This window comes from Pseudomonas sp. TE21435 (assembly GCF_056279265.1).
Window position 1 is genome coordinate 1,456,834 of sequence record NZ_JBWBQZ010000001.1, and the last position, 25,316, is coordinate 1,482,149.

Below are 25,316 nucleotides of genomic sequence, written 5' to 3' on the forward strand. Positions count from 1 at the left end.
CCGGCCTCAGGCCTGCAGCATGTGCTGAATCTGCACCACCAGCTTCTGCAGCGAGAACGGCTTGAACATCAATGCCGTGCCCGGCTGGTCGAGCAGGGCCTGCTCCACCGGATCAGCGGTGAAGCCAGTGATGAACAGGATCTTCTGTTCGGGCTCGATCATGCGCAGCGCCTTGGCCACCTGGCGGCCGCTGAAGCCCCCCGGCAGACCGATATCGGTGATCACCAGATCAAACGGCCCTGCATGCCTGAACTGCCCCAGCGCGCTGTTGGCATCGGGCACGGCACACACCTCGAAGCCGCAATCGACCAGCGCCTCCTCTATCAGGCCACGCAGGTTTTCTTCATCATCGACCAGCAACAATCGTTCACCCTGGACCTGTCGCGGCAGTGCATCCCGAGCGGGACTCTCCGGCAATATTCCCTGGTAGCGTGGGAACATCATCACGACCCGGGTACCCTGGTCGATCGTCGACTCAATCCACATCTGGCCGCCCGACTGCTGCACGAAGCCATGCACCATGGGCAGCCCCAGGCCTGCCCCCTGCCCCAGGGGCTTGGTGGTGAAGAACGGTTCAAATACCCTTGCCAGGTCCTCGCGACTCATGCCATGGCCATCGTCCTCGACCTGCAGCATGACATAGTCCCCCGGCAGCAAGGCTGCCGCCCCCTCGCAGGGCAGTGCCATCCGTTCGTTGGCGGTGCGGATCGTCAGCCTGCCCTTGCCCAGGCAGGCATCGCGTGCGTTGCCGCACAGATGCAGGAGGGCGCTGCGCAACGTATCCGGGTCGACCTGTAAAGGCCAGGGCGCCACATCCAGCTGCATGTTCAGGTCTATCTCACAGCCCAGGGTCTGACGCAGTATCGGCTCCGCGTCCTGCAGCAGGTGGTTGATGTTCAGTGGATTGGGCGCCAAGGGTTGGCTACGCGCAAAGGCCAGCAGGTTCTGGGTCAGGCCGATGGCTCGCTGGGCGCATTCCCGGGCCATCCGCACATACTCTTCCACGCGGTCCATCCGCCCTTGGGCGAGGCGTCGCTCGAGCAATTCCAGGCTGCTACCGACGCCGGACAGTACGTTGTTCATTTCGTGCGCCAACCCGCCCGCCACCTTTACAACACCCTCCATGCGCTGGCTGTCGCGCACTGCCGCCTCGGCCAGGCGCTGGACCGCATTGCGGTCCTCGGTGATGTCCCTCCCCACCAGCGTCGGCAATGCCTGATTAGCGTTGCCGACCCAACGGAACCAGCAGTAATGGCCGTCGCTATGGCGAACCCGCCCCTCGAAGGGCGGCGCGCCGCGCCCCTGGACAAGCGCCATCAGCGCCAGCTGCGCTTCGGTACGGTCCGCGGGATGGAACAACTCGAGCAGGGTGACTTGCAACTGCGCAGCCTCACCCCAGCCCAGAAGCCGATCCCAGGCAGGGTTGGCTGTGCGCACGCGCAGATCGGCCTCGAGCATCAGCATCACATCGGGCGACAACTGCCAGGTATGTTCTGGATCGGCCAGGTACTGCACCAGGCGCGCTTCGAAGGACTGCGCCAGCTCGCGCCATTCGTGGCTGGCCCCGACACTGGCAGTGGTCTCTATCAGCGCGTGGAGGAACCCGGCAACCACGCCCTGATCGTCGCGGATGGGCGAGAAGCAGCCAGTGACCCACGCGGTCGCCGCGATACCCTCTCGATTCACCAGCAATGGGGCATCCTCGATTAGACTACCCTGCCCCTGCAACACCTTGAAGACGGTTGCCCCCATGCTCTCCCAGGATTGCTCCCAGAGCGCGTCGAAGGCACGCCCCTGGTGGTCGACAGCACCGCCCAGCAGGGCCTGGTAGGCATCGTTGTGTATGACTGTCAGGGCCGCCCCCCAGACCAACGCACAGGGAAACGGTGACATCAGTACCATGTCGACGGCGATCCGCAGGGTGGGCGGCCAGGAGGTCAACGCCCCCAAAGGCGTCGCGCTCCAGTCAAAGCCGGCGATGGGCATGCCCTCCTCGACCAGAGAGGATGATGGCGGTGCCAGATGAATGACCTGGACCTCCGCGCCCCGGGTGGTCAGGTCAGTGGCCAATATCTTCGTTCCACAGTTCTGGGTTGGCGTCGATGAACTGGCGCATCAGCGCCTTGCAGGTTTCATCGTCATGCACCTCCAGACGCACGCCCCGGTCGCCGAGCAACTGCTCTTCGCCCATGAAGGTGAAGTTCTCGCCGATAATCACATGCTTGATGCCATACAGCAGGATTGCGCCACTGCACATGGCACAGGGCGACAAGGTGGTATAGAGGGTGGCCTGCTGGTAAACCCGGGCCGGCTGTCGGCCGGCATTCTCCAGTGCATCCATTTCACCATGCAGGATGGCGCTGCCCTGCTGCACGCGGCGATTGTGGCCACGGCCGATGATCCTGCCCTCGTGCACCAGTACCGAGCCAATCGGAATGCCGCCTTCCTCGAGCCCCTTGCGGGCCTCGTCGATGGCGGCTTGCATAAATCTGGAAGTGTCCTGTTCCATGGCGTCTCCCGGTAGTGCGTCCACTTTTGCAGCAGCCTAGCACAGCGCCCGTGCCCATGGCGCATTGCGTGGTGGGGGCTATGCTCAAATGGCTTTTGATCTTGCTGGCCAAACGTTTTCCCATGGATTCGACGGGCATGCGCACATGAACAAGAAGCTCCTGGTCGTGCTGACCAATACCGCCAAGTACCCCGATATCAACCGCGCCACAGGATTGTGGCTGGGCGAGGCCGTGCACTTTGTCGACGCAGTGCAAAAAGCGGGTTTTACCGTCGACTATGTCAGCCCGGCGGGCGGCTATGTACCGATCGACCCACACAGCCTGCAGATGGCGCCTGACCTGGACTGGCAATGGTACAACGACAAAGCGTTCATGAACCGCCTTGGCGCCACCTTGAGCCCTGGCCAGGTCAAGGCCGACCAGTACAGCGCGATCTACTACACCGGTGGCCACGGGGTGATGTGGGACTTTCCCGACAATCAGCCATTGCAGGAGCTGGCACGGCGCATCCATGAGCACGGCGGCGCGGTCGCCGCGGTGTGCCATGGGGTGGTGGGCCTGCTCAATATCAAGCTCAGCGACAACAGCTTGCTGCTCAAGGGGCGCAAGGTTACCGGCTTTTCCAATACCGAGGAAAAACTGGCTGAGCTGGACAAGGTGGTGCCGTTCCTCACCGAGAACGAACTGGGCGCTCGCGGTGGCGAGTACAGCAAGGCAGACGACCCGTGGGCAGCTCATGTAGTGGAGGACGGCAGCTTGATCACCGGACAGAATCCGGCCTCCAGCGCCGAGGTAGCCCAAGCGGTGATCGGCTACCTGAACAGGCAGCAGTAAACGTTCGCCACAACGCAGCGCGGGGCAAGCCCGCTCCCGCCACCTTCCGGCGCGGGAGCGGGCTTGCCCCGCGAGTGTGTGCTCGACGGATTACTCGGTGCTCAACACGCCACGACGCACCTGGTCACGCTCGATCGACTCGAACAGCGCCTTGAAGTTGCCTTCACCGAAGCCGTCGTCACCCTTGCGCTGAATGAACTCGAAGAACACCGGGCCCAGCAGGGTCTCCGAGAATATCTGCAGCAGCAGGCGCTTGTCGCCAGCCTCGGAGGCGCCGTCCAGCAGGATGCCGCGGGCCTGCAACTGATCGACCGGCTCGCCATGCCCTGGCAGGCGCTCCTCGAGCATCTCGTAGTAGGTCTGCGGCGGCGCGGTCATGAAACGCATGCCGAAGCCCTTGAGCGCGTCCCAGGTCTTGAGCAGGTCGTCGGTGAGGAAGGCCACGTGCTGGATGCCCTCGCCGTTGAACTGCATCAGGAACTCTTCGATCTGCCCCGCCCCTTTGGACGACTCCTCGTTGAGCGGGATGCGGATCATGCCGTCTGGCGCGGTCATGGCCTTGGAGGTCAGGCCGGTGTACTCGCCCTTGATGTCGAAGTAACGGATCTCGCGGAAGTTGAACAGCTTCTCGTAGAAGCCGGCCCAGTAGGCCATGCGCCCACGATAGACGTTGTGGGTGAGGTGGTCGATGATCTTCAGGCCCGCGCCGACCGGGTTGCGGTCCACGCCTTCGATGAACTTGAAGTCGATGTCGTAGATCGAGCTGCCTTCTTCGTAACGGTCGATCAGGTACAGTGGCGCGCCGCCGATACCCTTGATCGCCGGCAGGCGCAGCTCCATCGGGCCGGTCTCGATCTCTACCGGCTGGGCACCCAGTTCCAGGGCGCGGGCATAGGCTTCATGGGCGTTGCGCACGCGGAATGCCATGCCGCACACCGAAGGACCATGCTCGGCCGCGAAGTACGAGGCGGCGCTCTTGGGTTCGTTGTTGAGGATCAGGTTGATGCCGCCCTGGCGATACAGGTGCACATCCTTGGAGCGGTGGGTAGCCACCTTGGTGAAACCGAGAATCTGGAATACCGGCTCCAGCACGCCAGGGGTCGGCGAGGCGAGCTCGATGAATTCGAAGCCTTCCAGGCCCATCGGGTTTTCGAAGATATCTGCCATGTTCTTTTCCTCATCTGCAGCGAAAAACGGTTGATTACAGGCTTTCGATGTGGAGATGGCGTGGTGGTGAGCACGGGATCCCGCGCACGCTGCGGGCCAGGAAGTCACCAATGATCAGCTTGAACCCATGGTATGTCATATGGACCCATTCTCGGCGGGCTTGATTCCCCGGGAGGCGGAGAACCTTATTGTTGTATTCGTAACCCGATTCTACAGTGCGTAAATTTGTTTGTCGCGCTTTAGTTCGCAGGTTGTTCCGACAAACGGCTATTCTCTGCATCACCTACCGCCTTGCAGAAGGTCCACCCGCGCATGCCCTTGAACACCAAACGCCCTGCCCGCTGGAGCTGGCGCGCGCTGCTGCCCTGGCTGATCAGTGTCTTGCCGCTACTGTGCGGGCTGGCGTTGACGCGCTGGCAGATCGAACAGGAGCTGAACGCCGACAGTCGCGTCACGGCTCGCGAAGTGGTGGTCCATATAGAGGCGGTACTCGACAGCTTGTCCAGCACGGCACGGCACCTGCTGCCCAAGGCCGGCCAGCCCTGCGAACAGGCGCAATTGGCGTTGCGCATAGAAGTCACGCGCAATGCTTTCGTGCGTTCCACCAACCTGTTCGATCGTGACACCCTGTACTGCACCTCGTTGTTTGGTGATTTCGACGAGCCGGTCGACGCCAGCAACTATACCGACGGTCAGTTGTGGCTGATGGACGGCAACTCCGTCACACCAGGCCAACCGCTGCTGGCCTACCGCGCCAGCCAGGGTGACAAGGGGGCGATCGCCACGGTCGATGGCCGCCACCTGCTCACGGCCCTGCGCCTGATCGGTAAGGACGGCCAGTTGCAAGTACAGGTCGGCAACCACTGGATGGGCGCCGACGGCCGGGTGCGGGCCGGCACGCCGCCGGTTGCAGCCAGCGCGCCGGTGACGTTCTCTTCCACACACTACCCGTTCAGCGTGCACGGCGGCTTTGGCCCCGACAAGCCCGGCGAGCTGATGCGTTCACGCTATCCTGCGCTGTTGAGCCTGCTGCTGGTGCTTGGGGCGGTGGCCGGAGGCGCCTGTCGCTGGCAGATCCGCCGCGCCAGCTCGCCCCGCGCCGAACTGGCCAGGGCATTGGAGGCCGACGAGTTCCTGCCCTACTTCCAGCCAGTGGTGCGCAAGGGCGACTACCGCTGGGCCGGGGTCGAAGTGCTGATGCGCTGGCAGCACCCCCGCGAAGGACTGGTGCGCCCCGACCTGTTCATCCCCTACGCCGAGCACAGCGGCCAGATCGTCGCCATGACCCGCGGCTTGATGCTGCACACGGCCCAGGCCCTGGCACCGCATGCGGCGTTGCTCGAGGACGGTTTTCACATCGGCATCAACATCACCGCCGACCACTGCCGCGACCTGGGCCTGCTCGACGACTGCCAGACCTTCCTCCAGCACTTCCCGCCCGGGCGGGTGGTACTGACCCTGGAACTGACCGAGCGCAAGCTGATCGAGCCCACTCCGGTAACCCTTGACCTGTTCGAGAAATTGCACGCCATGGGCGTTATGATCGCCCTGGACGACTTCGGCACAGGCCAATCCAGCCTCAATTACCTGCGCCAGTTCAACGTCGACTACCTGAAGATCGACCAGAGTTTCGTCGCCATGATCGGCGGTGACGCCCTGTCGCAGCACATTCTCGACACCATCATCGAACTGTCGGCCAAGCTGGCCCTGGGCATCGTCGCCGAAGGCGTGGAAACCGAAGTGCAGCGCGACTACCTGGCTCGCCATGGCGTGGACTTCCAGCAAGGGTACCTGTTCGCCCGCCCCATGCCCGCCAGCGAGCTGCTGCTGGCCCTGGCCGCCCGCCCGGGCAGCCCGCAGTTGCCGCAAGACAGTGCCCCTGAGATCATGCGCGGCTGATCCACCCGCTCACTTTCCGTTTTCCGAGGCATTCGTGTCAAAAGGCATTATTTCGTCGGTCATGGCGTCCTGTCTGTTCGCCGTGATGTATTTCTATACCTCCTTCCTCAAGCCCCTGGACGGCGAGGAGATCTTCGGCTGGCGGACCCTGCTGACCCTGCCCTGCCTGACGCTGTTCATGCTGGCATCCAGGGATTGGAAGCGGGTCGGCGAGCTGCTCGGGCGGGTGCGCCGCACGCCGCTGCTGTTGCTCGGCATGGTCGGCACCTCGTGGTTGATGGGCGTGCAATTGTGGCTGTTCCTCTGGGCGCCGCTGCACGGGCGCAGCCTGGAGGTATCCATGGGCTACTTCCTGTTGCCGCTGGCCATGGTGCTGACCGGGCGCGTGGTCTATGGCGAGCGCCTGTCGCGCCTGCAGAAGGTCGCGGTGAGCTTTGCCGCGCTGGGGGTTGGCCACGAGCTGTACCAGCACGGCAGTTTTGCCTGGGAAACCCTGCTGGTGATGATCGGCTACCCGATCTACTTCGTCCTGCGGCGGCGTTGCCGCACCGACCACCTGGGCGGCCTGTGGTGCGACATGTGCCTGTTACTGCCCTGGGCCCTGTACTTCGTCATCCAGGGCCCGCTGTCGGCAACCGATCTGGCCGAGCATCCAGGCTTGTACGGCCTGATCCCGCTGCTCGGGGCGATCAGCGCCTGCGCCCTGATCGCCTACGTGCTGGCCAGCCGCCTGCTGCCGTTCAGCCTGTTCGGCCTGCTCAGCTACGTCGAGCCGGTGTTGCTGGTAGGCGTGGCCCTGCTACTGGGCGAGACCATCGGCCCCGACCAGTGGCTCACCTACCTGCCAATCTGGGCCGCCGTGCTGGTACTGGTGCTCGAGGGCTTCAAGCACCTGCTGCGCCAGCGTCGGCGTTCGGTGTAAGGCGTACCTGGCGGACCCGGCGCTCCTCCACCGCCACCACGGTCATGCTCCAGCCATTCCAGGCCAGGTGATCACCCACCACCGGCAAGCGGTCCAGCAAGCTCATCACCAGGCCCGCCAGGGTCTGGTAGTCCTCGGTGGCACGGGCGGCAAAGCCGGTGCGCGCCTGGACCTGGGCCAGGTTCAAGGCACCGCTGACCACAAAACCGTCCGCCTCCTCGATCACACCTGGCCCCTCCACCTCGCTTGCGTCCGGCAGTTCGCCGGCAATCGACTCGAGAATATCGGTCATGGTCAACACACCGATGAAATCACCGAACTCGTTGACCACGAAGGCGATGTGCGTCGACTGCCCGCGCATCTGCTCCAGGGCGTTAAGGATGCTGAAGCTCTCCAGCAGGTTCAGCGGCGCACGGGCCAGGGCTTCCAGGCCGGGCTGGCTGCCGGACAGCAGCTCCTTGAGCAGCTCCTTTTTGTGCACGAAGCCCAGCGGTTCCTCGATGTGGCCGTCACGGATCAGCGGCAGGCGCGAGTACGGCGAGTTGACCAGCGCCTGGGTGATGGCTTCGCCCGGCTGCGACAGGTCGATGGCATCGACCTTGGCGCGGGCCGTCATCACCGTGCGGATCGGCCGCTCGGCCAGATTCAGCACACCGCTGATCATCACCCGCTCACGGCGGTCGAACACCACCTGTTCTTCGCCACCCTCGACCAGGTCGGCGATTTCCTCGCCCACCTCGTCAGCCTCCACCCGGCGCCCGCCCATCAGGCGCAGCACGGCATGGGCGGTGCGTTCACGCAGCGGCCGGTGCTGCTGCACACTGCGTTTGCGGCGGGCACGGGCCAGCTGGTTGAACAGCTCGATCAGCAACGAGAAGCCGATGGCCGCATACAGGTAGCCTTTGGGGATATGGAAGCCCAGGCCTTCGGCGGTGAGGCTGAAGCCGATCATCATCAGGAAGCCCAGGCACAGCATGATCACTGTCGGATGGGCGTTGACGAAACGGGTCAACGGCTTGCTGGCGACGATCATGATGCCGATGGAGAAGATCACCGCGATCATCATCACCGACAAGTGCTCGACCATGCCCACGGCGGTGATCACCGCATCCAGCGAGAACACCGCATCCAGCACGACAATCTGCGCCACGATCGGCCAGAACGCGGCATGGCGGGTCACGCCGCCGCTTTGGGCAACATGGCCCTCGAGGCGTTCGTGCAGTTCCATGGTGGCCTTGAACAACAGGAACACACCACCGAACAGCATGATCAGGTCACGGCCGGAGAAGGTCTTGCCGAACACCTCGATCAGCGGCGCGGTTAGGGTCACCATCCACGAGATGCTGGCCAGCAGGCCAAGGCGCATGATCAGCGCCAACGACAGGCCGATCACCCGGGCGCGGTCGCGCTGGTGCGGCGGCAGCTTGTCGGCAAGGATGGCGATGAACACCAGGTTGTCGATACCAAGCACCAGCTCGAGGACGATAAGCGTCAGCAGGCCTAGCCAGGCCGTGGGGTCGGCTAGCCATTCCATTAGCGGGTACTCACAGGGGATGCGTCACGAGGACGGGGGAAGGAGGGCCGGGATGGCCAGGGACTGGGGGGCTCCGCGAAGGTGCTCATAGGGACCTTGATAACAATTAGGGACGACGATCCTACAATCGAAGCAGAATTTTCCGATAGCGCAAAACTATTACAAAAGCTGTAAAGGGTTTGACTCAGGCTTCAGGCCCCCGCGGGGAGGCTTCGGCCTGCGCAGTCCTGGCGTTGGCCGGTGGCGTCAGGCGCAGCACCCGGTCGCGGCCGCCCTCGGCGAGCAGGTATCCACCCTTGCCATCCGGGACGATGGCCTGCGGCGCCTTCAGGTAGCTGAGAACCGTGTGGCGCGTACCATCACCATCGATACGCAACAGCCGCGCACGATGGGTCGAATCCTCGCTGATCCACAGCCCGCGCTGGTCGCAGAGCAGGAAGGTCGGGTTGCGCAGACCTTCGATCACCACCGGGTCATTCCCGCCTTCGCTCAACGCACGAATCTTGCCGGTGGCCTTTTCGGTATACAGCAGACGCCCGTCGGCGCAACGGGTCAGGCCCTCGGTTTCGGTGAGTCCCGAGCGCAACACGTCGAGCTCGCCGCTCTGCCAATCATATCGCATCAACCGCCCATCCCCCTTGCGGTCCTCGATGGCGTAAAGATGCAGGCCATCGTTATACAGCCCCTGCACGTTGTTGCCGTCAAACAGCTGACTGACCTGGCCATCGCGCGACACGCTGACCGGTGCCCCGCCGATCTCCTGGCTGAACGCCCAGCCACCGTCGACAGCGACCATGCCGTCCGGCTTGGACAGGCCTTCGAGCACTACCATCCGGTCCCCCTCGGCAGTAATGCGCAGGATGCTGCCCTTGCCGCCGTTCAGCTCGCGACTGACCAGCAGGCTGCCGTCGTCCTGAGGCAGCAGCGAAGCGGCCCGGGTCACCGAGTTGTGCAGCACCTGCACGTTCCAGCCCTCGGCGGCCTGCACCGGGTAGAAGCTCTGCCAGGCGAAAAAGCCCACGCTACAGGCCACCAGGCCGGTGGTGACCGCCAGGGCGAGGCGGACACCGCGCTTGCGTTGCACATGCATCATCAAATCGGCTCCTGGAAAGTGCGGGCGATGCTAGCAAGGTGATGTGAAAAAAATGTCGATGCCACGATTTCCAGGCATTTTCCTACACACATCATTCAGCAAATGGATACCGAGTATTTCAACATTTAATTTGTGGATGACAGCGCCCGCCCCCTATGCTGTCCCGGCATCCCCTGCACGCACCGGCCGGTGTGGTCCAAGGCATGGGGAGAGAACAACAAAGTCGAGACCGTTCATGTCGAAATCCTCCTACTTCGCCCCCCACGGTGGGCACCCGGCTCAGACCGAGCTGCTGACTGACCGTGCCATGTTCACCGAAGCCTATGCCGTAATCCCCAAGGGCGTGATGCGTGACATCGTCACCAGCCACCTGCCGTTCTGGGACAAGATGCGCATGTGGGTCATCGCCCGCCCGCTGACCGGTTTCGCCGAGACCTTCTCACAGTACATCGTCGAAGTCGCTCCCGAAGGCGGCAGCGAGCGCCCTGAACTGGACCCGAACGCCGAAGCGGTGCTGTTCGTGGTCGAAGGCGAGATCGACGTCACCGTCGAAGGCAAGCACCATACCCTCGTGCCGGGCGGCTATGCCTTCCTCGCCCCCGGCGCCGACTGGAGCCTGCGCAACAACAGCAAGGCCAACGTCACCTTCCACTGGCTGCGCAAGCACTACCAGAAGGTCGAGGGTCTGCCGGTTCCCGAGTCGTTCGTCACCCACCGCGACAACGCCACCGTCATCGAGATGCCGGGCACCGATGGCGCCTGGAAGACCACCCGTTTCGTCGACATGGCCGACATGCGCCACGACATGCACGTGAACATCGTGACCTTCCAGCCCGGCGGCGTGATCCCGTTCGCCGAGACCCATGTCATGGAACACGGCCTGTACGTCCTGGAAGGCAAGGCGGTGTACCGCCTGAACCAGGACTGGGTCGAGGTCGAGGCCGGTGACTTCATGTGGCTGCGCGCCTTCTGCCCGCAAGCTTGCTACTCCGGCGGCCCGGGTCCGTTCAGCTACCTGCTGTACAAGGACGTCAACCGTCACGTGCACCTGACGCTCAACCCGCAGCGTTGATGACCTTGCAGGAGCGGCAGCCCGCCGCTCCTGCAGTCTTGAGCCATACTGAGCGGACAATCCTCTTCCGGCTTCCCGCCATGACCTTCCATCGCCTTCTTCTTGTCCTGCTGCTCCTGCTGCCGGGCGCGTTGCCGTGGGCAGACGATTGGCAACTCGCGCACCAGGAAGATGGCATCGACGTCTACCTGGCCAGCGTCAGCGGTTCGGCCTACCAGCAGTTTCGCGGCGTCACCCGGATCAAGGCCAGTGTCCGTACCCTGAGCGACCTGCAGGAAAACCTGCGCGTGGCCTGCAAATGGCTGTACGCCTGCGCCGACATGCGCCTGCTGGAAGTGGACGGCGATACCACCTGGGTCTACCTGACCACCGCCCTGCCCTGGCCAGCCAAGCCCAGAGACATGGTGCTCAAGGTGCGCACCGAGCGCCTGGACGACGACACCTTGATCCGCCATCTGAGCGCCGAGCCTGGGCGGGTACCGACCGAGCCCGGGCTGATCCGCGTGCGCCGCCTCAGCGGCGAATGGACCATGCGCCCCTTGGGCGAGCGCGAGACCGAAGTCACCTATCAGCTGCGTGCCGACCCGGCCGGTGATGTGCCGGGTTGGCTGGCCAACCGTTTCGTGGTGGATGCGCCGATGGTCACCCTGCGCACCCTGCGCGCCGTGGCCGAACGCCAGCCGTAAAGCTCAGCGGCTGCGCAGCAGCAGCGACGCCGCAGCGCAGGCCAGCAGCGCCACGCACGACAGGTAGAACGCATCCGAATAGGCCATCAGGTACGCCTGCTCGCGCACGCTCTGGTCGATCAACGCCAGCGTCTGCATGACCTGTGGCGACTGCGGGTCGACCATGCCGCCCGGCAGGCGCTGTTGCAGCGCGCCGTCGAACAGCGTCAGCCCTTCGCCGACCCGCACCGAATGAAAGCGCTCGCGCTGCGACACCAGTTGCGTCAGCAACGCCGTGCCCAGCGCGCCGCCGAGGTTGCGCAGCATCGAGATCAGCGCCGAGGCCGAGCCGGCCTGGGCCTTGTCCAAGCCTTTCACCGCCAGGACCGACAGCGCCACCATGATCAGCGGCTGGCCGATGCCGCGCACCACGGTCGAGGGGATGATCACATTACTGCCCGAGTCCACTGTCAGCGTCGATCCCAGCCAACAGCCCAGGGCCATGATGGCAAAGCCGCTGGCCACCAGCAGCTTGGCGTTGAGCCAGCGCATCAGCCGGGGCAGCAGCGGCGCCAGCAGTAGCTGGACCATGCCGTAGGCGATCAGGCTCTTGCCGATCTCGCTGGCGCTGTAGCCCTGCACCAGCGATAGGTAGTTGGGCACCAGGAACACCAGGCCGAAGGTGGCCGCGCCGAACACCGCCATGGCCAGGCTCGACACGCCGAAATTGTAGCTGCCCAGCAGCCGCAGGTTGATGAACGGCCGCGCGCCCCACAACTGACGCTGGATGAACAGCGCCAGGGCGATCACTGCGACGAGGCTGAAGCCGACGATGAAGCGGGACTCGAACCAGTCCTTGCGCCCCCCCTCCTCCAGCACCACCTGCAATGCCCCCAACCCCAGCGCCATGGCCACGATGCCCAGCCAGTCGGCCTGGCGCAAAGCGCCGCGGTCTCCGGCCTGGCCCTTGATCGACCAGGCCACCGCCGCCAGCAGCGCCACCCCCGGCGGCAACTGCAGCAGGAAGATCCAGCGCCAGGAGTACATGTCGGTGAGCCAGCCGCCGATCGACGGCCCGGCGGCCTGGGCCACGCTGTTGGACAGGCTGAACAGCGCCATGCCCAGCGCCAGGCGGCTGGCCGGCAGCTCGGTGATGATCAGTTGCATCGACAGCGGGATCAGCACCGCGCCCGAGGCGCCCTGGATCACCCTCAGGCTGATCATCGCCTCCAGGCTGCCGGCCAGGGCGCAGCTCACCGAGCTGACCAGGAACACCGCTGAGCCCACCAGCATTACCCGGCGCAAGGAGAACACCTGCACCAGCCAGGCAGTCAGCGGAATCATGCTGATCTCGGCGACCAGGTACGCGGTCGAGATCCACGACCCTTCCTCGAAGCTCGCCCCCAGCGCCCCCTCGATCTCAGGCAGGGCGGCGCTGGTGACATGGACGTTCATGCCAGCCATGAAACAGCCGAACAGGCCGCCGATCACCGCCACCCAGGCGCGCAGGGAGACCTTGTCCTCAGCGCTCATGGCGGGCCTGCCGGGTGTCGACGGTGGCGACCACCGACATGCCGGGCAGCAGCCGTGGGCTGTCCTCGCCCTGCGGATCGAGGTGGATGCGCACCGGAAAGCGCTGGACGATCTTGGTGAAATTGCCGGTGGCGTTGTCCGGTGGCAGCAGCGCGAACACCGCGCCGGAGCCTGGAGATACGCTGTCCACCGTGCCGCGCCAGTGCTGGCCGAAGGTGTCAACCTCAAGCGTCACCGGCTGGCCGGGGCGCATCTGCGCCAGCTGGGTTTCCTTGAAGTTGGCCACCACGTACGCCTGCGCCACCGGCACCACCGCCAGCAGCGGCAGGCCGGGGGTGATGTACTGCTGCTGGCGCACCTTGCGCTGGCCGACCACGCCATCGAAGGGCGCGCGGATTTCGGTGTCGGCCAGGGCGCTGCGGGCCAGGTCGGCCTCGGCAGCAGCCTGGTCGAGGTCGGCCTGGCGCTGCAGCAACTCGGCCTCCAGCTGCTTGCCCTGCTGCTCGAGCATGGCCTTGCGTGCGTGCTGGCGGGCCAGTTCGGCATCGGCGGCGCGCTGCAGCGCCTGAGACTGGATGCGGGTGGCGCGGGCCTGCTCCATCCGCTGCACACTGACCGCCTGCCATTGCGCCAGGTGCTGGTAACGCTGCCAGTCGGCCTCGGCCCGCTGCGCCTCGCCACGGCTACCACCGCGTTCGGCATCGGCGCGGGCGATGGCGTGAGTCTGTTCATCTTGCTCGGCGACGAAAGCACGCAGGCGCATACGCTGCACCTGCAACGCCGCCTCGCTGACCGCCAAGTGCGCCTCGGCCTTGCGCAGGCGGTCGCGAAAATCGCGCTCGTCCAGGCGTACCAACAGGTCGCCGGCCTTGACCGTGGCGTTGTCCGCCACCGCCACCTCGGCCACGTAGCCACTGACCCGGGCACTGATTGGCGCCCAGTCGGCGCGCACGTAGGCGTCGTCGGTCTGTTCCAGGAAACGCCCGTCGAGCCACCAGTAGGCGCCATAGGCCGCCACCAGCAACCCCAGGCCCCCGGCCAGGCCGAAGCGCAGCAGGCGCTGGCGGCGCCTGGCGCGGATTTGCTCGAGGGTGTGCTGGGGATCTGGGCTGACCGCCTGGTTCATGCTGGGCTCCATCCGATGGGGGGAGCGCCAGAGTACGGAATCTGAGATTGTCATTCGCTCGCGAATAGGCTTTTGATCGTCGCAAAATGGACAGCAGATCAACCCTCCGAGCGGACCACTTTCAATGTTGCAAGAATGCCACCACCTGCTCTGTGGCCGTTATCGGATCTTCCTGCATGAAGCAGTGCCCACCCGCTACCTGCTGCGCGCTCACCTGGCCATTGAGCGCCACCAGGCGCTGCACCGAGTGCGGCACGAACGGATAGGTGTGCTCGCCGTACAGGATCCGCGTCGGCGTGTGGATACGGCTCAGTTGCTGCCACATGCGCTCAGGGAACGAGCTGAAGATCTCCACCTCACGGCTGGGCCGGCACTTGAGCACCACTCCCTCCCCGCAATCGCCGATGGCATGCTCCACATAGGCCTGCAAGGCCGCATCGGTCCAGCCCTTGAAGATACCGCGCCCCTGCAGCGAGGCCTGGGCCGCCTCACGGTCGGGCCAATGACTGCGGCGGGTGGCCGCCTTGCGCGCCAGGGCATGACGCCGATGCAAGCCGACCATGGCGGCGGCCCCCATCACCCCGATCATGCGCCGGCTGAACAGGACCGGATCCAGCAACACCGCACGCCGGAACAGCTGCGGCTCGGCGGCCAGGATCAAGCCGGTGAGCACGCCGCCGAAACTGTGGCCCAAGGCAAAGCGCGGCACGTCGCCGTATTCGCCGCGGCCGGCCTCGAAGGCCTCCACCGCCAGTGCTGCGGTGCGGTTCCAGCCAAGGAACACGCCACCATGGTCGCTGTCGCCATGGCCCTGGACATCGCTCAGCCACAGGTCGAAATGTTCGCCCAGACGCATCAGCATGGGCTGGTAGGCCAGGCTGCAGAAGCCATTGCCATGCAGGAAATGCAGCAGCGGCCTGCCACTGGCGGGGGTGCGCCATCCGCGCAGGGTGAAGCCTTCGGCGCATTCATGGGACCAGGGAATCAACTCCATCGACTGCACTCATCAGTTCTAGGAAAACGCCGATTCTACAAACAGCAACGGATACAGTGAAATCACCAGCAGCACGGCCATCAGGACATTGAACAGCACCACCGCGCGCGGATTGCGCAGCAGGTTGCGCAAGGCACTGCCGAACATCACCCAGATGCCGACGCTGGGCAGGTTCACCAGGGCGAACACCGTGGCGATGACGATCACGTTGAACACGTAGCCCTGGGCCGGGGTGTAGGTGGTGATCGCCCCGATCGCCATCACCCAGGCCTTCGGGTTGACCCACTGGAACGCCGCGGCTCCCCAGAATCCGAGCGGTTTGCGGCTGCCATTGGTGTCGCCGGACATCGGCCCTGAGGTGGCAATCTTCCAGGCCAGGTACAACAGGTAGCCCGCGCCCGCGTAGCGCAGGATGCTGTACAACGGTGGCCAGGCCTTGAACACCTCGCCAAGCCCAAGACCAACCGCCAGCACCATCACCATGAAGCCGACGCTGATGCCCAGCGCGTGGGGAATCGTGCGGCGCACGCCAAAATTGACCCCCGAGGCCAGCAGCATGGTGTTGTTCGGACCGGGGGTAATGGAAGAGACGAAGGCGAACAGGACGAACGCGCTGAGCAGATCGAGCGAGGCAAGCATGGCGGCAGTTTCCGGCTTTTCTGATTATCGAAATGCCACGGTAGCGGAGGGCTGGGGGGAATGACCGGTACAGTTGCATGAAATTCAGTGGATACACATTTCTGAGCTGGTTGTATGGCTTGAAGCCTCTGTTTGTCTTGAGATCGAGCGCCGCCCGCGCGGCGCATCGCGGATGAATCCGCTCCTACATTTGTTGCAACGTGACCATGCCTGATAGGCCATGGTTGTTAGCCTTGTGCGCTCGCCGCGATGTTTCGCTGGGCATTGCCGCCGCCCCACTCATCTCATGACATGCGCCAAAGCTGGCAACCATGGCCTGACAGGTTCGGCACGTTGCAACGAATGTAGGAGCGGATTCATCCGCGATGCGCCGCGCGGGCGGCGCTCGATCTCACAGGCGCTGAAATCTCAAGTCGAACACCCCTTTACCCAGATCGCATCCCAGTGCGGGTAGCTACCCACCCTGTCCACTAACCCGGCTCGCAACGGATTAGCAATGATGTACCTTGCAACCATGACTACATCTTCCTCCTTTCGTAAGGCACGATCGTGATAACCGGCTTGCCAGACGGGTGTTGATCTGAGCCCAACTTTATGCAGTTCATGACTGGATCGTGCCTTGAAGTAACGCATCAACGTGCCCAGCGTCACATTTTTCAAATCAACCAACCAATGAAGATGGTCAGGCATCACTACCCAGGCCAGTGACTGGCAACTACCTTCCTGGTCAGCCAGGCGCAGATACTTGACTACCGTACGCGCGTGGCGGAGATCGACGAACAAGGGTCGGCGACGATGAGTTACTGTGGTCAGCAGATAGAACCTACCGAACTCTGAGTATCTGCCGCGACGGAGGTGGCTACCTTTTGGGGTTGGCATGTGGGTCGTCCTGAATGGCGTACACCGAACCAGCATAGTGCTAGCGATCACGGACTGGACAGAGGAGTCTTTTCAATACTTTTCGAAGGCGACTTGAGGCACAGCAAATCATCTACCAGGCAACTGGCGGCCGTCCCTGACACTACTGACCGCCTTCGCACCCTCTCCCGTACAAGGAAGCCCCATCATGTCCGTGACCATCCGCCCCGCAGTGCTGGCCGACGCCGCCCAGATCCTGGCCTTCATCACCGAGCTGGCCGACTACGAGCGCGCCCGCCACGAAGTGGTGGCGTCCCTCGCCGACATCGAGCACAGCCTGTTCGACGCAGGCAGCACGGTGCGTAGCCTGATTTGCGAGCGCGACGGCCAGGCCATCGGGTTCGCCGTGTATTTCTACAGCTACTCCACCTGGCTGGGGCGCAACGGTATCTACCTCGAGGATCTCTACGTCACCCCGCAGCAACGCGGTGACGGCGCGGGGCGCAAGCTGCTGCGGCATATCGCCCGGGAGGCGGTGGAAAACGGCTGTGGGCGCCTGGAGTGGAGCGTGCTGGACTGGAACGAGCCGGCCATCGGTTTCTACCAGTCTCTGGGCGCCGAGCCACAGGACGAGTGGATCCGCTATCGTCTCGACGGCGAGCGCCTGCGTCAGTTCGCCGAGGGCTGACGCGCCTCGCCCGGAAACGCCGTCTGGGCCAATACCGGCACCTCGACGCGGCTGCGCTGGCCGCCGCGCTCGATCACCAGGCCGCGACCCTCGATAGCCATCAGGCGCACCCCGCGAGCCAGCTCCTCGCCACTGCGCACGGCGCGTGCCGGGCCGCCGTCGAGGCTGACGATGGCCACGGCGCCTTGGCTGCCGGCCATCACCCCGCTGACCTGGATCTGCACCTGCTGGGGAATATCGGCAAACCATCGCCCGGCCGCTGTTTCGGCTACTACCGGGGTGTCGGCAGCCCGGGCCGTGGCCTGACTCGCCGCTGGCGGCCACAACAGTTGCCCCCAGGTCGCCAGCCCGGCCATCGCGACCAGTAGCCCCAGCGCCTGCAACAACAGCCCGAGTGACAAGTTGGGACGAACGATACGCATGGTCACGCGCTCCTTGTGTGCCTGCGCCCAAGCATACCGGGTGATTCTCACGGTTTTGTTTCACACGCCGATCATCTTGCTCGGGCAAGCTGCCTTGCCAGGACAAGGAGCGCCCCGTGAACGGACAACGTGGTTTCACCCTGATAGAACTGATGGTGGTGTTGGTGATTGTCGGCATCGCCAGCGCCGCCATCAGCCTGAACATCCGCCCCGATCCGGGCAAGCAGTTGCGCGCAGATGGCGAGCGCCTGGCGCGCTTGCTGGAGCTGGCGCAAAGCGAAGCCCAGGCCGACGGTCAGCCGCTGCGCTGGCAGAGCGACCGCGACGGCTACCGCTTCGTGCGCGCCGATGGCCAGGTGCTGGCGGAGGGACCACTCAAGCCGCGCCGCTGGCAGGCCGAGACGGTGAAGGTGCAGGCCGAGCCCCGTGGCGCGGTATGGCTCGATGGCGAGTGGATCGGCGCCCCCCTGACCCTGCGCCTGCACAGCGGCACGCTGCGGCTGGAACTGGCGCGCAACGCCGCCGGGCAGGTGCGGGTGAGCCCTCCATGACCGGCCAACGCGGTTTTACCCTGATCGAAGTGATGATCGCCATCCTGCTGATGGCGGTGGTCAGCCTGATCGCCTGGCGTGGCCTGGACAGCGTCAGCCGCGCCGACCAGCACCTGCGCCAGGCCAGCGATGACCATCAGGCGGTGATGCGTGTGCTGCAGCAGTTGGAGCGCGACCTGGCCTTGCGTGCCACGGTGGAACTGGTCGAGCCGGTCTTGCCCGGCCACGAGCCGTCGGGCAAGCCCTTGCTGCCCGCCATGCGTGTCCGCGCCGAGCGCCTGGAGCTGGTGCGCGCCGGTGCCGTGTCTGGCAGCGGCCTGCAGCGGGTGCGTTGGTATGTGCGCGGCAGCACCTTGTACCGCGCCGCCGCGCCACTGCGCGAAGGCTTCCCATTGCCCGCACCGAAAGCCGCGGTGGCGGTGCTGGACAACGTCAGCGCATTCAGCCTGCGCACCTGGCAGGCCAAGGGCGGCTGGCGCTCCCCGGCCAGCGAGGCCGACGACAACCCCGTCGGGCTCGAGGTGCGCCTGAACCGGCGCGGTCCCCAGGGCGAGGAACACTACCGCCAGGTGCTGGGGCCATTCAACTGACCAGCACCACCCCGCCGGGCAGTTCCAGGCAGCGCGCGCCATAGGCGACACGGATCAGTTCGGCGGCCTGGCGCAACTGATCGAAACTGAACCGCGCCTGCACCCTGCGGCGCCCCAGTGATGGGTTGAGCAGTACCAGGCGCCCGGGGCGGTAGCGGTTGATCTCGTCGATTACCTGGGTCAATGGTGCATCACGGAACACCAGCATGCGCTCGCGCCAGGCCGTCACCTGGCCAATGTCGAAGGCCTCGGGCACGCCGACGCCTTGCGCGCCATAACGCAACTGGCGGCCGGCCGGCAGCGCCTCGAGCCGGCCCTGGGCAAAGATGCGCAGCTCGCCACTCAGGCAGGTGACGCACACGCCATCGTCGTCCTCGCGCACATTGAATCGGGCCTGCTCGGTACTGATCACCCCTTCCTGCGCCCGCACCTGCATGGGCTGGCGGGCCTGCACTTCGATTTCGCCTGCCAGCAGGGCGATACCCTGTGCCTCGCGGCTGACGCGTGTGCGCACGTTCAGTTCCAGTTCGATGCCAGGCGCCAGTTCGACCCGCTGCTGCTCATCCACCTGGGTGGCGAACGCCGCAGGCGGCGCCATGGCCTCGTCCAGCCAGCCGCCACGCCAGGCAACCACCGCCAGTGACGCGGCCAGCGCCCCGCCCAACAACGCCCGGCGCCCGAGCAGCGGCGCCGATGGCGCCTGGCTGGCTTGCTGCGCCGCTGGCCCGAGCAAACACCAGAGCTGACGCGCCTGGGCGAACGCCTCGGCGTGCGCCGGGCTGCGTGCACACCACTGGCGCAGGGCCTGGGCATCGGCCTGGGTAGCCTGGCCGGAGGTCAGCCGCAACAGCCAGCCCTGGGCCTGGCGCTGCAAGTCGGGATCGGGCGGAATCTGGGGCATGATGCTCACATGAAGAGGTCGACTATCGTTCAAGACGGTTTTCCCGCGCCGGGACCGAAGCGCTGAAACACTTTTCTGTCCAGACGCATCGCGCAATGCCCCAGTGCCGCCTTGAGTTCCTTCTCCACGGTGCGTGTGGAAATGCCGAAGCGCTGGGAGATTTCCTGGTGCGAGGCCTCCTCCAGCCGCGCGGCGATGAAGATCCGCCGACGTCGGGCCGGCAGCTCGTAGAGCGCGCCCAACAGGCTCTGGATCTCGCGCTGACCGCCGACGATGCGTGCCGGGTCCTGGTCCTCGGCCACCTGCAGCAGCGTTTCGATCTCCGCGCCGGTGAGCAGCCGGGCATCGGCCTCGCGGCGGTCGGCGGCAACGTTCAAGGCCATGCGGTACAGGTAGGCACCAGGCTTGTGCAGGTCGTGCGCGGCGTCCATGCGATCCACGCGCAAGTAGGTTTCCTGCAGCACGTCGTTGGCCAGGTCGTCCGAGCCGAGCCGCCGCCTCAGACGGACCCTGAAGGTGTCGTAGGAGGTCAGAAACAGCTTGACCAGCGCACTGTCCCGAGGTTTGTTCATGCCGCCGCAGCTCCTTGCGAAAGAGGGCAATCCATAGGTTCCGGGCGCAGCAACAGGGTCAGCGGCTGTGCCAGTGAAGTCGGCGGCGCCTGCTCCAGGCGCACCGCCCGCAGCCGCTCGACCAGCGCGGCATCGCGGGCAAAGTCGCCCGTGGAGGCCAGCAGCCGGCTCTGCACCAGCTGCCCGCTGGCATCGATCCAGACCTGCACGGCCGCCCGGTAGCTGCCCGGGCGGGTCGACGGCCAAGCGCACAGGGCGCGCTCGACCGCGTGTTGCAATGCCACCGCATAACTGCCCGACGCCGGGCCTTCACTCCGACCACGCCCGGGCGTTGTGCGCAGGCGCAACGGTTGCAGGGTGAATCCACCGCTGCCGTGGCGCGCCTGCAGACCGGTACCTTGCAACAAGCGCTGCAAACCCTCGCGCGGCGTGTAGCGGCCGCGCAGCGGGCTGGAGCGCTGGCCGGCGAGCAACGCCTGGTCGACCAGCACCGCCAGGCCACTCTGCCGGCCGAAGCTGTCCAGCGCCCGGTCCAGCGCCTGCGCCGGTAGGTCGAAGGTCAGTAACGACTGGCCACGCGCCCCTGGCGCCGCCACCAGCCAGGCCAGTATCAGCGCGCCGGCCACAAGCAATGCACGCACGGGAGATCAGGCCTCCTTGCTGGCCGCCGTCGCCGGGGGAAACGTCATCCTGGGGCCTGTGTATGACGCTGTGGTGACAGGCCTCGGCAATCAAAGCTTCACCCCGTCCCATGCTGGCAGCGAATAGACTGGCGCAAGGAATGACTGCACGGAGAAGCACCATGATTCGACTGTCGCTGATCACTTTGCCGCTGCTGCTGGCCTGCGCCCTGCCGGCGCTGGCCGAACCGTCCAAGGGCTGCATCGACGTGCAGGTCGGGCAATCGCGGGCACTGGCCTACGATTGTCTGACCCGACAGCTGCAAGGGGCCGATCCGCGCGCCGCCAAGGGCCTGCGCGATCAGCTCGACCCGGTCAGGCAGATGCAACGCAGGGCACCAAACCAGATGGGCTTGGCGACACCGGCAGCGACCTCGACGCGCATGGGCAACAGCTTTGGCAGTTCGGTGTTGCCACAGCGGCCTTGATGGGTCTGACGATGGATCTACAGCGCTTGATCTCACAGGCGCTGCAACTCTCCCGCCAGTCACCAACCACTACCCCTCCCTGCGCAACAGATAGGTATCCATGATCCACCCCTTGCGCCGCCGCGCCTCATCGCGCAACTGAAGGATGCGCCCCTTCACCGCCTGCAACGGCCCGCTCACCAGCAGCTCGTCCGGCGTGCCCAGGTAGGCGCCCCAGTAGATCACCAGTTGCGGATCATCCAGGGCGGCGAACGCGCACTGGCCATCGAGCATCACCAGCACATTGTCGATCCGCGTCTGTTCGCCCAGGCGTCGCCCCGGCAGCACGGTCAGCGGCTCGCCGATACGGTTGAGCGGGATCTGGTGACGGGCGGCCAGCGCCTGGATGCTGCTGATGCCGGGAATCACCTGCAAGGCCAGCGTCAGGCCGCGTTCGCGGACCAGGTCGAGAATACGCAGGGTGCTGTCGTACAACGCCGGCTCGCCCCAAAGCAGGAACGCGCCGACATCATCGCTGCCCAGCTCATCCTCGATCAGCCGGGCGTACAATGCGGCGCGCTGGGCGTGCCAGTCCTGCACGGCGCCGACATAATCCGGCGCCTGGCCGTCCCGGCGCGGGTCCTCGACCTGCACCAGGCGGTAACTGCCCTCGGGCAGGTAGCGCTCGAGGATGGCCCGGCGCAGGCGCACCAGGTCGTCCTTGTCGCTGCCCTTGTCGAGCACGAAGAACACCGTGGCGCGCCGCAGCGCCTCCACCGCCTCGTAGGTGACCTGGCGAGGATCGCCCGGTCCGATGCCGATCAGTAGAAGCTGTTTCATCGCCTGCCCTGCCTGGTTGCCGGTGGTCATTGTCGACCGACCACCGGTCGTTTGGCAAAACGGGTCAGAGGATCGAGAAGTTGTAGCTGACAATGACCCGGGTTTCGTCCATGTCACGCGCCCACTTCTCGTAGTTGCTGCGGTAGGTGGAGTTGCGCAGGCGCACGCTGACGTCCTTGAAGGTGCCGCTCTGCACCTGGTACTTCAGCTCGCTGTCGCGTTCCCATTCCTTGCCTTCGGCGTTGCTGCCAGGGACCTTCACATTGTCGCCATTGATGTAGCGGGTGAAGAAGGTCAGGCCGGGTACGCCCAGAGCCTTGAAATCGTAGTCGTAGCGCACCTGCCAGGAGCGCTCCTGGGCGGCGGCGAAGTCGTTGACCTGGGCATAGTTGACCAGGTAGGGGTTGGTGCCGTCGAGGTACGGCATGGCGCTGTCGCCGTACATGCGCTGCCAGCCGGCGCTGAGCTTGTGCCCACCCAGGCTGTAGCCAAGCATGCCGCTGAAGGCGCGGTGGTCGATGCGCCCGGCACGGGCATTGCCGATGTCGTCGCTCTTGATCACCCGCAGGTCCGCCGACAGCGTGCCGACTTCCAGCGGCTGGCTGGCGACCAGCCCGAGGAAGTGCTGGCGGTAGATGTTTTCCAGCTTGGACACCTGGTACTGCGCGCTGACGCGGTCGTTGAAGCGGTAGTCGACGCCGGCCAGGTCGAAATGATCGGCCTCGATATCGCAGGCATAGCGCTTGTTCTTGCAGTGCACGCGGATGTCCTGGCGGTCGGTGGAGTCCCGCGCGGTGTACTGGTTCAGGCGTGCCAGGGTGAACTTGAGGTCGCGCACTTCCTCGGAGGTCAACCAGGCGCCATGGAACATGGTCGGCAGCAGGCGCCCGTCGTTGTACTTGAGCAGCGGCACGTCCGGCATCATCGAACCGTACTTTAATACCGTGTTGGACACCTTCACCTTGCCGGCGATGCCCATCTTGGCGTACTGGTCGGCGGAATGGCGCGGGTCGTGCCCGGACGACGGCAACAGGCCGCTATTGCTGTCGGCGGGACTGGAGTCGAGCTTGAAACCAATCATCCCCAGCGCATCCACGCCGAACCCGACCGGTCCCTGGGTATAACCGGACTGAACATTGAGAATAAAGCCCTGCGCCCACTCTTCGCGCTTCGACGCGCCTTGCTTGGAACTGGTGTGGCCGTCACGGAAGTCCCGGTTGAAATAGACATTGCGTGCTTCGACCTTGGCACTGCTGTCTTCAAGAAAACCGGCGGCCTGGGCGTTGACACCGGCACACAGGAAGAACAAGCCGGCAACTCGGCGCCCGGGGGCGAGGGGGAAAGGGGCAAACATGCGAAGGAACATCCAGAAGAAAGACGAAAAACCATCCGGGCAGTCATCTGCACCGGCACTACGCGATGAACGAATACACTTCGACCATCATCCATAATTTTCCGCCAAAGGCTCTAGCCTAAGCCATGGGACCATGGTCTAAGGTGGTTGGCCGGGTCTTTTCGAATAACGCGTAAAAAATCGGCAAAGTTCCCGAGTAATTGATAGAAAGTTTGCTGTTTACCCACTCGCAAGCGACTACTACACTCTCGCTTAGCGAACAGCTTTACCCATCCACGTGGCCGGCGTTCAGTCTGGTTTCATGTTCGTCACGTCCCGCCACGGCAGACTTACAGGAGTGAAGACAGTGTCCAGACTTGCAGAGTTTCGTGCTGCCGAAAAAGCGCTCAAGGAACAGATGGCACAACTGGAAGCGCTGAAAAAGGATGCCGGCCTTAAACGCGAAATCGAATTCGAGCAGAAACTAGTCGGCCTGATGAAAAGCTATGACAAGAGCCTGCGCGATATCATCGCCATTCTCGACCCGAAAGCCGTGACCCGCGCCCCGGCCGCGGTCAAGCAGCAACGCCGCCCGCGGGTGGTGAAGGTCTACGCGAACCCCCATACCGGCGAGCGGATCGAGACCAAAGGCGGCAACCACCGCGGGCTGAAAGCCTGGAAGGAACAGTACGGGGCGCAGACGGTGGAAAGTTGGGTGCGCTGATGAAACCTCGACACCTGCTTCACACTTTTTTCACACCCGCAGGCTCAGTATCGAACCAGCTAAAGGACTAGCGACCCCATCACGCGCCCGCACATGCGGGCCTCTAATTCCGGCGCCCCGCACTCGTGCGGGGCGCTTTCATTTGCGCTGCTGGTTGACTTCCGTATCATGGCAAACCTATTCAAGGCCCTGATTCCGGAGTACCCATGAGCCTGCACGATCTGCAAACCCTCCCCGGCGTGACCGCCCAACCAGACACCGCCACCGCCCAATTCGTGTTCAACCACACCATGCTGCGGGTCAAGGACATCGAGAAGTCCCTGGACTTCTACACCCGCGTGCTGGGCTTTCGCCTGGTGGACAAGCGCGACTTCCCGGAAGCGGCTTTCAGCCTGTATTTCCTGGCCCTGGTCGACCCGGCGCAGATTCCTGCCGATGACGCCGAGCGCCATCAGTGGATGAAATCGATCCCCGGCGTACTCGAGCTGACCCACAACCACGGCACCGAGAACGACCCCGAGTTCGCCTACCACAATGGCAACACCGACCCGCGCGGCTTCGGCCACATCTGCATTTCGGTACCGGACGTACGTGTTGCCTGCGCCCGCTTCGAGGCGCTGGACGTCCCGTTCCAGAAGCGCCTGCAGGATGGCCGCATGAACCACCTGGCCTTCGTCAAGGACCCGGACGGCTACTGGGTCGAGGTCATCCAGCCGACCGAACTCAAGGGCTGATACCCACCGGTCGCGCTCGTCGGGCCGG

General features: G+C 64.7%; 27 protein-coding genes. 11 read left to right on the forward strand and 16 right to left on the reverse strand.

Annotated elements, in window-relative coordinates; all coding sequences use genetic code 11:
• Window positions 1-6 precede the first annotated feature (6 nt).
• Together ACZ9C1_RS06705 and ACZ9C1_RS06710 are read right to left on the reverse strand one after the other, a co-directional pair.
• Complete coding sequence (locus tag ACZ9C1_RS06705; protein WP_476254561.1) at window positions 7-1,986, reverse strand: ATP-binding protein; 1,980 nt, start codon at window positions 1,984-1,986, stop codon at window positions 7-9.
• A gap of 73 nt (window positions 1,987-2,059) precedes the next feature.
• Complete coding sequence (locus tag ACZ9C1_RS06710) at window positions 2,060-2,509, reverse strand: nucleoside deaminase (protein ID WP_457377673.1); 450 nt, start codon at window positions 2,507-2,509, stop codon at window positions 2,060-2,062.
• Window positions 2,510-2,654: 145 nt separating this feature from the next.
• Here ACZ9C1_RS06710 and ACZ9C1_RS06715 point away from each other — a divergent pair, with 145 nt between their 5' ends.
• Window positions 2,655-3,344 (forward strand): type 1 glutamine amidotransferase domain-containing protein, encoded by a 690-nt coding sequence (locus ACZ9C1_RS06715; protein WP_457377674.1) that lies wholly within the window; start codon window positions 2,655-2,657, stop codon window positions 3,342-3,344.
• Between the two features lie 90 nt (window positions 3,345-3,434).
• Here ACZ9C1_RS06715 and hppD read toward each other — a convergent pair whose 3' ends face one another.
• Window positions 3,435-4,511, reverse strand: coding sequence for a 4-hydroxyphenylpyruvate dioxygenase (gene hppD, locus ACZ9C1_RS06720; RefSeq protein WP_457377675.1), 1,077 nt, complete (start codon window positions 4,509-4,511; stop codon window positions 3,435-3,437).
• Between the two features lie 312 nt (window positions 4,512-4,823).
• Here hppD and ACZ9C1_RS06725 point away from each other — a divergent pair, with 312 nt between their 5' ends.
• Together ACZ9C1_RS06725 and rarD are read left to right on the forward strand one after the other, a co-directional pair.
• On the forward strand, window positions 4,824-6,410 hold the full coding sequence (locus ACZ9C1_RS06725; protein WP_277504370.1) for an EAL domain-containing protein: 1,587 nt from the start codon (window positions 4,824-4,826) through the stop codon (window positions 6,408-6,410).
• Window positions 6,411-6,444: 34 nt separating this feature from the next.
• Complete coding sequence (gene rarD / locus ACZ9C1_RS06730) at window positions 6,445-7,332, forward strand: EamA family transporter RarD (RefSeq protein WP_110699269.1); 888 nt, start codon at window positions 6,445-6,447, stop codon at window positions 7,330-7,332.
• On the opposite strand, the gene ACZ9C1_RS06735 is transcribed toward rarD, so the two are convergent.
• Together ACZ9C1_RS06735 and ACZ9C1_RS06740 are read right to left on the reverse strand one after the other, a co-directional pair.
• Window positions 7,295-8,866: a TerC family protein gene (locus ACZ9C1_RS06735; protein WP_277504374.1), complete on the reverse strand. Its 1,572-nt coding sequence runs from the start codon at window positions 8,864-8,866 to the stop codon at window positions 7,295-7,297. The genes rarD and ACZ9C1_RS06735 overlap by 38 nt on opposite strands.
• A gap of 184 nt (window positions 8,867-9,050) precedes the next feature.
• Window positions 9,051-9,959, reverse strand: a complete 909-nt coding sequence (locus tag ACZ9C1_RS06740) for an NHL repeat-containing protein (RefSeq protein WP_277504375.1) — start codon at window positions 9,957-9,959, stop codon at window positions 9,051-9,053.
• A 235-nt stretch (window positions 9,960-10,194) separates the two neighbouring features.
• On the opposite strand from ACZ9C1_RS06740, the gene ACZ9C1_RS06745 reads away from it, so the two are divergent.
• Window positions 10,195-11,031, forward strand: a complete 837-nt coding sequence (locus ACZ9C1_RS06745) for a bifunctional allantoicase/(S)-ureidoglycine aminohydrolase (protein ID WP_046855442.1) — start codon at window positions 10,195-10,197, stop codon at window positions 11,029-11,031.
• An 80-nt stretch (window positions 11,032-11,111) separates the two neighbouring features.
• Window positions 11,112-11,717: an START domain-containing protein gene (locus ACZ9C1_RS06750; protein ID WP_102683900.1), complete on the forward strand. Its 606-nt coding sequence runs from the start codon at window positions 11,112-11,114 to the stop codon at window positions 11,715-11,717.
• 3 nt (window positions 11,718-11,720) lie between these two features.
• On the opposite strand, the gene ACZ9C1_RS06755 is transcribed toward ACZ9C1_RS06750, so the two are convergent.
• The 5 genes from ACZ9C1_RS06755 to ACZ9C1_RS06775 form a co-directional block, all read right to left on the reverse strand.
• Window positions 11,721-13,229 (reverse strand): MDR family MFS transporter, encoded by a 1,509-nt coding sequence (locus ACZ9C1_RS06755; RefSeq protein WP_139671295.1) that lies wholly within the window; start codon window positions 13,227-13,229, stop codon window positions 11,721-11,723.
• Entirely contained in the window at window positions 13,219-14,355 is a 1,137-nt protein-coding gene (locus ACZ9C1_RS06760) for an HlyD family secretion protein (RefSeq protein ID WP_476253783.1), read from the reverse strand. The genes ACZ9C1_RS06755 and ACZ9C1_RS06760 overlap by 11 nt, the downstream gene beginning before the upstream one ends.
• A 121-nt stretch (window positions 14,356-14,476) precedes the next feature.
• A complete protein-coding gene (locus tag ACZ9C1_RS06765) occupies window positions 14,477-15,349 on the reverse strand; it encodes an alpha/beta fold hydrolase (protein ID WP_476253784.1) in 873 nt (290 codons plus the stop codon).
• An 18-nt stretch (window positions 15,350-15,367) separates the two neighbouring features.
• Window positions 15,368-15,988 (reverse strand): LysE family translocator, encoded by a 621-nt coding sequence (locus ACZ9C1_RS06770; RefSeq protein ID WP_476253785.1) that lies wholly within the window; start codon window positions 15,986-15,988, stop codon window positions 15,368-15,370.
• 408 nt (window positions 15,989-16,396) lie between these two features.
• Entirely contained in the window at window positions 16,397-16,867 is a 471-nt protein-coding gene (locus ACZ9C1_RS06775) for an REP-associated tyrosine transposase (protein ID WP_139671304.1), read from the reverse strand.
• Between the two features lie 187 nt (window positions 16,868-17,054).
• Here ACZ9C1_RS06775 and ACZ9C1_RS06780 point away from each other — a divergent pair, with 187 nt between their 5' ends.
• Window positions 17,055-17,534 carry a GNAT family N-acetyltransferase gene (locus tag ACZ9C1_RS06780; protein WP_139671307.1) on the forward strand — a complete coding sequence of 160 codons (480 nt, stop codon included), beginning with the start codon at window positions 17,055-17,057 and terminating at the stop codon, window positions 17,532-17,534.
• On the opposite strand, the gene ACZ9C1_RS06785 is transcribed toward ACZ9C1_RS06780, so the two are convergent.
• Window positions 17,516-17,956 carry a type II secretion system protein N gene (locus tag ACZ9C1_RS06785; protein ID WP_476253786.1) on the reverse strand — a complete coding sequence of 147 codons (441 nt, stop codon included), beginning with the start codon at window positions 17,954-17,956 and terminating at the stop codon, window positions 17,516-17,518. The genes ACZ9C1_RS06780 and ACZ9C1_RS06785 overlap by 19 nt on opposite strands.
• A gap of 116 nt (window positions 17,957-18,072) precedes the next feature.
• Between ACZ9C1_RS06785 and ACZ9C1_RS06790 the strand changes: the two genes are divergently transcribed.
• A complete protein-coding gene (locus ACZ9C1_RS06790; protein WP_457377679.1) occupies window positions 18,073-18,507 on the forward strand; it encodes a GspH/FimT family pseudopilin in 435 nt (144 codons plus the stop codon).
• Window positions 18,504-19,097 (forward strand): type II secretion system protein GspJ, encoded by a 594-nt coding sequence (locus ACZ9C1_RS06795; RefSeq protein ID WP_476253787.1) that lies wholly within the window; start codon window positions 18,504-18,506, stop codon window positions 19,095-19,097. Before ACZ9C1_RS06790 ends, ACZ9C1_RS06795 begins: the two co-directional genes overlap by 4 nt.
• Here ACZ9C1_RS06795 and ACZ9C1_RS06800 read toward each other — a convergent pair.
• From ACZ9C1_RS06800 to ACZ9C1_RS06810, 3 genes are read right to left on the reverse strand one after another with little or no spacing between them, the layout of a single operon-like run.
• Window positions 19,090-19,998 carry a FecR family protein gene (locus ACZ9C1_RS06800; RefSeq protein WP_476253788.1) on the reverse strand — a complete coding sequence of 303 codons (909 nt, stop codon included), beginning with the start codon at window positions 19,996-19,998 and terminating at the stop codon, window positions 19,090-19,092. The genes ACZ9C1_RS06795 and ACZ9C1_RS06800 overlap by 8 nt on opposite strands.
• A gap of 29 nt (window positions 19,999-20,027) precedes the next feature.
• Entirely contained in the window at window positions 20,028-20,570 is a 543-nt protein-coding gene (locus tag ACZ9C1_RS06805) for an RNA polymerase sigma factor (protein ID WP_102683893.1), read from the reverse strand.
• The gene (locus tag ACZ9C1_RS06810) at window positions 20,567-21,211 is read right to left on the reverse strand and encodes a secretin and TonB N-terminal domain-containing protein (RefSeq protein WP_476253789.1); all 645 of its coding nucleotides are present in this window, start codon (window positions 21,209-21,211) and stop codon (window positions 20,567-20,569) included. The genes ACZ9C1_RS06805 and ACZ9C1_RS06810 overlap by 4 nt, the downstream gene beginning before the upstream one ends.
• 161 nt (window positions 21,212-21,372) lie before the next feature.
• On the opposite strand from ACZ9C1_RS06810, the gene ACZ9C1_RS06815 reads away from it, so the two are divergent.
• On the forward strand, window positions 21,373-21,678 hold the full coding sequence (locus ACZ9C1_RS06815) for a hypothetical protein (protein WP_139671325.1): 306 nt from the start codon (window positions 21,373-21,375) through the stop codon (window positions 21,676-21,678).
• A 69-nt stretch (window positions 21,679-21,747) separates the two neighbouring features.
• On the opposite strand, the gene cobF is transcribed toward ACZ9C1_RS06815, so the two are convergent.
• On the reverse strand, window positions 21,748-22,497 hold the full coding sequence (gene cobF, locus ACZ9C1_RS06820) for a precorrin-6A synthase (deacetylating) (protein WP_457377682.1): 750 nt from the start codon (window positions 22,495-22,497) through the stop codon (window positions 21,748-21,750).
• Window positions 22,498-22,561: 64 nt separating this feature from the next.
• A complete protein-coding gene (locus ACZ9C1_RS06825) occupies window positions 22,562-23,851 on the reverse strand; it encodes an OprD family porin (protein ID WP_476253790.1) in 1,290 nt (429 codons plus the stop codon).
• Between the two features lie 346 nt (window positions 23,852-24,197).
• Here ACZ9C1_RS06825 and ACZ9C1_RS06830 point away from each other — a divergent pair, with 346 nt between their 5' ends.
• On the forward strand, window positions 24,198-24,554 hold the full coding sequence (locus ACZ9C1_RS06830) for a histone-like nucleoid-structuring protein, MvaT/MvaU family (RefSeq protein WP_046855429.1): 357 nt from the start codon (window positions 24,198-24,200) through the stop codon (window positions 24,552-24,554).
• Window positions 24,555-24,760: 206 nt separating this feature from the next.
• Window positions 24,761-25,288, forward strand: coding sequence for a lactoylglutathione lyase (gene gloA / locus ACZ9C1_RS06835; protein ID WP_023630254.1), 528 nt, complete (start codon window positions 24,761-24,763; stop codon window positions 25,286-25,288).
• Window positions 25,289-25,316: the final 28 nt, after the last annotated feature.